Annotated in this window: 9 protein-coding genes; 6 read left to right on the top strand and 3 right to left on the bottom strand. The window is 71.1% G+C overall.

Features of this window, described 5'->3' with window-relative positions:
• The first annotated feature begins 43 nt into the window (after positions 1-43).
• Genes D0D15_RS27205 through D0D15_RS27230 form a run of 6 tightly spaced genes read left to right on the top strand, consistent with a single transcriptional unit; the run spans position 44 to position 5,062 of the window.
• Positions 44-805, top strand: a complete 762-nt coding sequence (locus D0D15_RS27205) for an SDR family oxidoreductase (RefSeq protein ID WP_094008171.1) — start codon at positions 44-46, stop codon at positions 803-805.
• Positions 802-1,710 (top strand): SDR family oxidoreductase, encoded by a 909-nt coding sequence (locus D0D15_RS27210; protein ID WP_094008170.1) that lies wholly within the window; start codon positions 802-804, stop codon positions 1,708-1,710. Before D0D15_RS27205 ends, D0D15_RS27210 begins: the two co-directional genes overlap by 4 nt.
• The gene (locus D0D15_RS27215) at positions 1,710-2,450 is read left to right on the top strand and encodes an enoyl-CoA hydratase family protein (RefSeq protein WP_094008169.1); all 741 of its coding nucleotides are present in this window, start codon (positions 1,710-1,712) and stop codon (positions 2,448-2,450) included. Before D0D15_RS27210 ends, D0D15_RS27215 begins: the two co-directional genes overlap by 1 nt.
• Complete coding sequence (locus D0D15_RS27220; protein ID WP_094008168.1) at positions 2,440-3,294, top strand: CoA transferase subunit A; 855 nt, start codon at positions 2,440-2,442, stop codon at positions 3,292-3,294. Before D0D15_RS27215 ends, D0D15_RS27220 begins: the two co-directional genes overlap by 11 nt.
• Entirely contained in the window at positions 3,291-4,013 is a 723-nt protein-coding gene (locus tag D0D15_RS27225) for a CoA-transferase subunit beta (RefSeq protein WP_094008167.1), read from the top strand. Before D0D15_RS27220 ends, D0D15_RS27225 begins: the two co-directional genes overlap by 4 nt.
• A gap of 2 nt (positions 4,014-4,015) precedes the next feature.
• Positions 4,016-5,062, top strand: a complete 1,047-nt coding sequence (locus tag D0D15_RS27230; RefSeq protein WP_094008226.1) for an NAD(P)H-dependent flavin oxidoreductase — start codon at positions 4,016-4,018, stop codon at positions 5,060-5,062.
• On the opposite strand, the gene D0D15_RS27235 is transcribed toward D0D15_RS27230, so the two are convergent.
• The 3 genes from D0D15_RS27235 to D0D15_RS27245 form a co-directional block, all read right to left on the bottom strand.
• The gene (locus D0D15_RS27235) at positions 5,063-6,214 is read right to left on the bottom strand and encodes an acetyl-CoA C-acetyltransferase (RefSeq protein WP_094008166.1); all 1,152 of its coding nucleotides are present in this window, start codon (positions 6,212-6,214) and stop codon (positions 5,063-5,065) included.
• Positions 6,215-6,223: 9 nt separating this feature from the next.
• Positions 6,224-6,994, bottom strand: coding sequence for an SDR family oxidoreductase (locus D0D15_RS27240; RefSeq protein ID WP_094008165.1), 771 nt, complete (start codon positions 6,992-6,994; stop codon positions 6,224-6,226).
• On the bottom strand, positions 6,991-8,042 hold a 1,052-nt coding region (locus tag D0D15_RS27245), incomplete at its 5' end, for an acyl-CoA dehydrogenase family protein (RefSeq protein ID WP_115944847.1). The genes D0D15_RS27240 and D0D15_RS27245, both read right to left, overlap by 4 nt.

Genomic DNA, 8,042 nt, shown 5'->3' on the forward strand with positions numbered 1-8,042 from the left:
ATCAAGCTTGTCCATGATGAGAACATGTTCTAGTTTTGGGTTTGTGGAGACCGATCTGGGTTTGGCCGGCGCCGTGGTTCTGGTGACCGGGGGCGTGCGTGGCGTGGGCCGGGGCATCAGCCAGGTCTTCACGGCGCAGGGCGCACGGGTGGTGACTTGCGCCAGGCGCGAGCCGGAGGCGCCGGTGGGGCAGTTCGTCGCCTGCGATGTGCGGGAGCCGGAGCAGGTCGAGGCGCTGATCGCCCGGATCGTGGCCGAGCACGGTCGCCTGGACGTGGTGGTGAACAACGCGGGTGGAAGTCCGTTCGCCTCCGCTGCCGAGGCGTCGCCGCGGTTCCACGACAAGATCGTGCAGCTGAACCTGCTGGCCCCGCTGCTGGTGGCGCAGCAGGCGAACGCGGTCATGCAGCGCCAGGACGGTGGCGGGTCGATCGTGATGATCTCCAGCGTGTCCGCGACCCGCCCCTCGCCGGGAACGGCCGCGTACGGCGCGGCGAAGGCGGGGCTGGACAACCTGACGGCGAGCCTGGCGGTGGAGTGGGCGCCGAAGGTGCGGGTCAACGCGCTCGACGTCGGGATGGTGCGCACCGAGCAGTCACACCTGCACTACGGCAGCGACGTGGCGGCGGTCGGGAAGACGGTGCCGCTGGGACGGCTGGCCGAGCCGGAGGAGATCGGGCAGTGCGCGGCGTTTCTGGCTTCCCCGCTGGCTTCCTACGTGTCGGGGGCGACGTTGCAGGTGCACGGCGGTGGTGAGGCGCCCGCGTTCCAGGCGGCCGCGGATGTCAACAGGGAGGGTTCATGACGGGGTTGTGCCAGGACCGCGTGGTCGTGGTGACCGGCGCCGGGCGCGGCATCGGGCGGGCGCACGCGCTGGCGTTCGCGGCCGAGGGCGCGCGGGTGGTGGTCAACGACGTCGGCGTGGCCCTCGATGGTTCCGCGACCGGGGACGGTCCGGCCGCCCGGGTGGTGGCCGAAATCGAGGCGCTGGGCGGCCAGGCCGTGGCGAACACCGACGACGTCGCCGACTGGGCCGGGGCGCGGGCGTTGATCGGCACCGCGGTGGAGCGGTTCGGCCGGCTGGACGTGCTGGTCAACAACGCGGGGTTCGTGCGGGACCGGATGCTGGTCAACCTCGGCGAGGACGAGTGGGACGCGGTGATCCGAGTCCACCTCAAGGGCCACTTCGCCCCGCTGCGGCATGCGGCGGAGTACTGGCGCGCGGAGGCGAAGGCCGGGCGGATGCCGAGCGCGCGGGTGGTCAACACCAGTTCCGGCGCGGGTCTGCTGGGCAGTGTGGGGCAGTCCAACTATTCGGCCGCGAAGGCGGGGATCGCCGGGCTCACGGTGGTCGCGGCGGCGGAGCTCCAGCGGTACGGCGTGACGGTGAATGCGATCGCCCCCTCGGCACGCACCCGCATGACCGAGGAGGTGTTCGCGGAGACGATGGCCCGCCCCGATGAGGGGTTCGATGCGATGGCGCCGGAGAACATCTCGCCGCTGGTGGTGTGGCTCGGTAGTGCGGAGTCCGGCGCGGTGACGGGCCGGGTGTTCGAGGTCGAGGGTGGGAAGGTGTCGCTGGCGCAGGCGTGGCGGCACGGCCCGTCGGTGGACAAGGGCAGCCGCTGGGAACCGGGGGAACTCGGGCCGGTGGTGGAGAAACTGATCGCCGAGGCGCCCGCGCCCGAACCCGTGTACGGAGCGAGCTGATGCCGGTTCTGACCAAACGGGACGGTCACGTCGAGATCGTCACCGTGGATTTCCCGCCCGTCAACGCGCTGCCGGTGCAGGGCTGGTTCGACCTGGCCGCCGCCGTGCGGGGCGCCGGAGAGGATCCGGACGTGCACACGGTGGTGCTGCGCGCGGAGGGCCGGGGGTTCAACGCCGGGGTGGACATCAAGGAGATCCAGCGCACCGCGGGCTACGAAGCACTCGTGGGGGCGAACAAGGGCTGCTACGCGGCGTTCGGTGCGGTGTACGACTGCGCGGTGCCGGTGGTGGCGGCGGTGCACGGGTTCTGCCTGGGCGGCGGGATCGGCCTGGTCGGCAACGCGGACGTGGTGATCGCCTCGGAGGACGCCACGTTCGGGGTACCGGAGGTGGAGCGGGGCGCTCTGGGCGCGGCGACCCACCTGGCCCGGCTGGTGCCGCAGCACCTGATGCGCACCCTCTACTTCACGGCGCGCACGATCACCGCGGCCGAGCTGCACCGGCACGGATCGGTGTACCAGGTGGTGCCGCGCGAGCAGCTGGACGAGGCGGCGCTGGCGGTGGCGCGGGACATCGCGGCGAAGGACCCCCGGGTGATCCGGGCCGCGAAGGAAGCGTTGAACGGCATCGACACCCAGCACGTGCACCGCAGCTACCGGTTCGAGCAGGGGTTCACCTTCGAGCTGAACCTGCTCGGTGCGTCGGACGAGGCCCGTGAGGAGTTCCTGAATGGCCGATAAGCGCATGACCGCCGACGAGGTCGCGGCGGAGGTTCGCGACGGCATGACCATCGGCATCGGCGGCTGGGGCTCGCGCCGCAAGCCGATGGCCCTGGTCCGTGCTCTGCTGCGCACTCCCGTGAAGGACCTGACCGTGGTGTCCTACGGCGGCCCGGATGTGGGCCTGTTGTGTGCGGCCGGGAAAGTCAGGCGGGTGGTGTTCGGGTTCGTCACGCTGGACTCGATCCCGTTCGACCCGTGGTTCGGCCGTGCCCGCGAGACCGGGGCGATCGAGGTGACCGAATACGACGAGGGCATGTTCGCCGCCGCCCTGTCCGCAGCCGCGCAACGATTGCCGTTCCTGCCACTGCGGGCCGGGCTGGGCTCCGACGTGATGCGGGTGAACCCGGAGTTGCGCACGGTGCGGTCGCCCTACGCCGACGGCGAAGAGCTGGTGGCGGTGCCCGCGCAGGACCTGGATGTGGCGCTGGTGCACCTCAACCGCGCCGACGCCCGCGGCAACGCCCAGTACCTCGGCCCGGACCCCTACTTCGACGATCTGTTCTGCCTGGCAGCGAAGAAACGCTTCGTCTCGGTGGAAAAGGTGGTGGACACCGCGGAGCTGGCTGGGCCGGTGCAGTCGCTGTTGCTGAACCGCGGCTCGGTGGACGGTGTGGTGGAAGCCCCGCGGGGCGCGCACTTCACCACCGCGGTGCCCGACTACGACCGGGACGAACGGTTCCAGAAGCACTACGTGGCCTGCGCCAAGGACCTGGACGCCTGGCCGGGGTTCGTCGACCGGTTCCTGTCCGGCGACGAACGGCAGTACCTGTCCGAAGTGGATCGATTCGAGGCGGCGGCATGAGCGCGACCCGGGCCGAGATCGCCGTGGTGGCGGTGGCCGAACTCTTCCGTGGCGACGGCGAAATCGTGGCCAGCCCCATGGGCTACATCCCTTCGCTGGGCGCGAAACTCGCCCGCCTGACCTTCGAACCCGACCTGCTGCTCTCCGACGGCGAGGCCTACCTGATCGACGCCGACGGGAACGTGGAAGGCTGGCAGCCGTTCCGCAAGATGCTGGAGACCATCGTCCCGCACGGGCGGCGTCACGTGGTGATGGGCGCCAACCAGATCGACAAGTTCGGCAACCAGAACATCTCCGCCATCGGCGACCACACCCGCCCGGCGAAGCAGCTCCTCGGCGTGCGGGGCGCGCCGGGCAACACGGCCAACCACCGCACCAGCTACTGGGTGCCGCGGCACAGCACCCGCGTGTTCGTCGAGAGCGTGGACATCGTCTCGGGCGTGGGCTACGACAACGCCGCCAAAGCCGGACTGAAGTACCACGACGTGCACCGCGTGGTGACCAACCTGGGCGTGTTCGACTTCGCCACCCCGGATCGCTCGATGCGCGCCGTCTCGCTGCACCCCGGCGTCACGACCGAGGAGATCACCGCTGCCACCTCCTTCGAGATCGATCTCTCCAGCGCGGCTACCAGCCGCGAACCCACCGAGGAGGAGCTCCGGCTCATCCGCGAGGTGCTCGATCCGAAGGGCTTGCGGGACAAGGAAGTGCCGTCATGACCCTGGACACCGCCCTGACCCGGCTCGTCGGGGTGCGGCATCCGGTGGTGCAGACCGGCATGGGCTGGGTCGCCGGACCCCGCCTGGTCTCGGCGACCGCCGAAGCCGGCGGGCTGGGCATCCTGGCCTCGGCCACCATGACCTACCCCGAACTCGAATCCGCGATCGCAGACGTCAAACACCGCACCGGCCAGCCCTTCGGCGTGAACCTCCGCGCCGACGCCGCTGATGCTCCCGAGCGGGTCGACCTGCTCATCCGCGAGGGCGTGAAAGTCGCCTCCTTCGCGCTGGCGCCGCGCAAGGAAATGATCGCCAAACTCCGCGACCACGGCATCGTGGTGATCCCGTCGGTCGGAGCCGCGCGGCACGCCGAGAAGGTCGCCGCCTGGGGCGCGGACGCGGTGATCGTGCAGGGCGGCGAGGGCGGCGGCCACACCGGGGGAGTGGCCACCACCCTCCTGCTGCCCTCGGTGCTCGACGCCGTGGACATTCCCGTGGTCGCGGCGGGCGGGTTCTTCGACGGCCGCGGACTGGCCGCCGCACTCGCCTACGGGGCCGCGGGGGTGGCGATGGGCACGCGGTTCCTGCTCAGCAAGGAAAGCACCGTGCCCGAGGAGGTCAAGCGCGTCTACCTCGCGCAGGGCCTGGCCGGGACGGTGGTGACCGAACGCGTCGACGGGCTGCCGCACCGCGTGTTGCGCACTGAGCTGGTCGACAAGCTGGAAGACACCGGGCGGGTCCGGGGCACCATCCAAGCCCTCCGCAATGCGTTGCGGTTCCGGCGGATCACCGGGCTGTCGCTGCCCGCGATGGTGCGCGAGGGGCTGGCGATGAAGCACGGGAACGAGATGACGTGGAGCCAGATCCTGATGGCGGCCAACACGCCGATGCTGCTGCGCGCCGGCCTGGTCGACGGCCGCACCGACGCGGGTGTGCTGGCGTCCGGCCAGGTGGTCGGGATGATCGACGACCTGCCGACGGTGGCCGAGATCGTGCAGGTCACGGTCACCCAGGCGGAGGAGATCCTCCACCGCCTGGGCACCGCCTGATCAGAGCCGTTCGATGATCGTCACGTTCGCGGTGCCGCCGCCCTCGCACATGGTCTGCAACCCGTAGCGCCCACCGCGCCGCTCCAGCTCGTGCAGCAGCGTGGCGAGCAACTTCGTGCCGGTGGCGCCGATCGGGTGGCCCAGCGCGATCCCGCCGCCGTTGACGTTCACCCGCGCGGGATCCGCCCCGGTCTCGTCGAGCCAGGCCAGCACCACGCTGGCGAAGGCCTCGTTGACCTCGAACAGGTCGATGTCGTCCACCGTCAGTCCCGTCTTGCGCAGGGCGTGCGCGGTCGCGGGGATGGGGCCGGTGAGCATCCACACCGGATCCGCCGCCCGCACCGAGATGTGGTGGATGCGCGCCCGCGGCGTGAGCCCGTGCTCCCGCACGAACTTCTCCGAGGCGAGGACGGCCGCGCTGGCGCCGTCGGAGATCTGGCTCGCCACCGCGGCGGTCAGGCGCGACCCGTCGCTGAGCGGCTTCAAGCCCCGCATGCGTTCCAGGCTGGTGTCACGGCGCGGGCCCTCGTCGACCTCGAAGCCGTCCACGGGCACGATTTCCGCGGCGAACCGTCCGGAGTCGATGGCGTCGAGGGCGCGCTGGTGGCTGCGCAGCGCGTAGGCCTCCATCGCTTCGCGCGTGATGTCCCAGTGCTCGGCGATCATGTCGGCGCTGCGGAACTGCGACACCTCGACACTGCCGTAGCGCTCCTGCCAGCCCTTCGAGCCGGAGAACGGGTCGTCGAAGCCGTACTCCCGCCCGGCGAGCATCGCGGCGCTGATCGGGATGCGGCTCATGTTCTGCACCCCGCCGGCCACCACCAGGTCCTGGGTGCCGGACAGCACGGCCTGCGCGGCGAAGTGCACGGCCTGCTGGCTGGACCCGCACTGCCGGTCCACGGTCACCCCCGGCACGTGGTCGGGGAACCCGGCGGCCAGCCACGCGGTGCGCGCGATGTTGCCGGACTGCGGGCCGAGGGTGTCGGTGCAGCCGAGGATCACGTCGTCGACCAGGTCCGGGTCCACCCCGGTCCGCTCGACCACGGCGCGGATGACGTGCGCGCCCAGGTCGGCGGAGTGCCATCCGGACAGCGCGCCACCACGCCGTCCGACGGGGGTGCGCACGGCGTCGAGGAGAAATGCTTCAGGCACAACGGCTCCCTAGGGGTGCTGGCTGGACACGGACACGACCTCGCCGGTCAGGTAGGAGGCGTAGTCGCTGGCGAGGAACACCATCACGTTGGCGACTTCCCACGGCTGCGCGGCGCGGCCGAACGCCTCTCGTTGCTCCAGCTCGTGCAGCAGCTCGTCGCTGGTGACCTTGGCGAGGAAGGGGTGCATCGCGAGGCTCGGTGCGACGGCGTTGATCCGCACCCCGTGTTCGGCGGCATCCAGGGCGGAACACCGGGTCAACGCCATCACCCCGGCCTTCGCGGCGGCGTAGTGCGCCTGCCCGGCCTGGGCGCGCCAGCCGATCACGGAGGCGTTGTTGACGATCGCCCCACCACCGCCCTGCTCCACGAACTGCCGCAACACCGCCCGGGTGCAGCGGAACGTGCCGGTCAGCGTGATGTCGAGAACCCGGGACCATTCCTCATCGGTCATCTCCAGCACCGACTTCGTGCCACCGAGCCCGGCGTTGTTGATCATCACGTCGATCCGGCCGAACTGCCCCACCGCACCCGCGATCAGCGCCTGCACCTGCTCCTCGTCGGTGACGTCGCAGGCGATCGCGTGCACCTTGCCCAGCTCCGCGAGCTCGGTGGCCTTCTCCGCGAGGCGGCGTTCGTGCCAGTCGCTGATCACCACGCTCGCGCCCTCTTCCAGGCAGCGTTTCGCCACCGCGGAGCCGATGCCGGTGCCGGCGGCGGCGGTCACGACCACGACTTTGCCGGCGAGCAGGTCGTGCCCGGGCGGGTAGTGGGGGATCAACGGGCCTCCTTGGGCAGGCCGAGCACCCGCTCGGCGATGATGTTGCGTTCGATCTCGTCCGAGCCGCCGTAGATCGTGTCGGCCCGGGTGAACAGGAACAGCCGCTGCCACTCGTCCAGCTCGCCCTCGGCCACCAGCGACCGCGCGCCCCGCGCCCGCACCGCCAGCTCGCCCAGGCGGCGATGCCACTGCGCCCACATCAGCTTGCCGACCGCGACCTCCGGCCCCGCGGCCTGACCCAGCGTCCGCAGCGCGTGCGCCCGCAATACCCGCAGGCCCATCCGCGCGCGCTCCAGATCGGCGCGCAGCAGCGGATCGTCCCAGGTGCCCAGGCGTTTGGCCGCCGCCTCGATTCCGTCGAGTTCGCGGCGGAACCCGATCTGCTGCCCCAGCGTGGACACCCCGCGCTCGAACCCGAGGGTGGCCATCGCGATCCGCCATCCCTCGCCCGGCTCGCCGACCACCATGGACGCGGGGGTGCGGGCGTCGTCGAAGAAGACCTCGTTGAACTCCGAGGTGCCAGTCAGCTGCTGGATCGGGCGGACCGTCACCCCGTCCTGTTTCAGCGGCACCAGCAGGTAGGACAGGCCGCGATGCCGCTGGGACCCCCGCTCGGTGCGCGCCAGCACGAAACACCAGTCCGCGACGTGCGCCAGCGACGTCCAGATCTTCTGGCCGTTGATCACCCACTGGCCGTCCCGCAGCTCCGCCGAGGTGGACACCGCCGCCAGATCCGACCCGGCACCGGGCTCGGAGTAGCCCTGGCACCACAGTTCCTCGACCGCCACGATCTTCGGCAGGAACCGGCTCTGCTGCTCCGGCGTGCCGAACGCGATCAACGTCGGCCCCAGCAACTGCTCCCCGATGTGGTTGACCCGCGCCGGCGCCCCCGAGGCCGCGTACTCCTCGTGGAAGGCCACCTGCTCCTCCAGCGACAACCCGCGCCCGCCGAATTCGGTCGGCCAGCCCACGCACGTCCACCCCGCCGCCGCCAGGTGCCGCTCCCACGGCAGCCGCAGCTCGAACGCCTCGTGCTCGCGCCCCGGCC

The sequence above is a fragment of the Amycolatopsis thermalba genome, from assembly GCF_003385215.1.
Lineage (GTDB): Bacteria > Actinomycetota > Actinomycetes > Mycobacteriales > Pseudonocardiaceae > Amycolatopsis_E > Amycolatopsis_E thermalba.

Bases quoted from the DNA above. Each gene is read 5' to 3' on its own strand.
- D0D15_RS27210 (WP_094008170.1), top strand. From the start codon at position 802: ATGACGGGGTTGTGCCAGGACCGCGTGGTCGTGGTGACCGGCGCCGGG.
- D0D15_RS27215 (WP_094008169.1), top strand. From the start codon at position 1,710: ATGCCGGTTCTGACCAAACGGGACGGTCACGTCGAGATCGTCACCGTG.
- D0D15_RS27225 (WP_094008167.1), top strand. From the start codon at position 3,291: ATGAGCGCGACCCGGGCCGAGATCGCCGTGGTGGCGGTGGCCGAACTC.
- D0D15_RS27220 (WP_094008168.1), top strand. From the start codon at position 2,440: ATGGCCGATAAGCGCATGACCGCCGACGAGGTCGCGGCGGAGGTTCGC.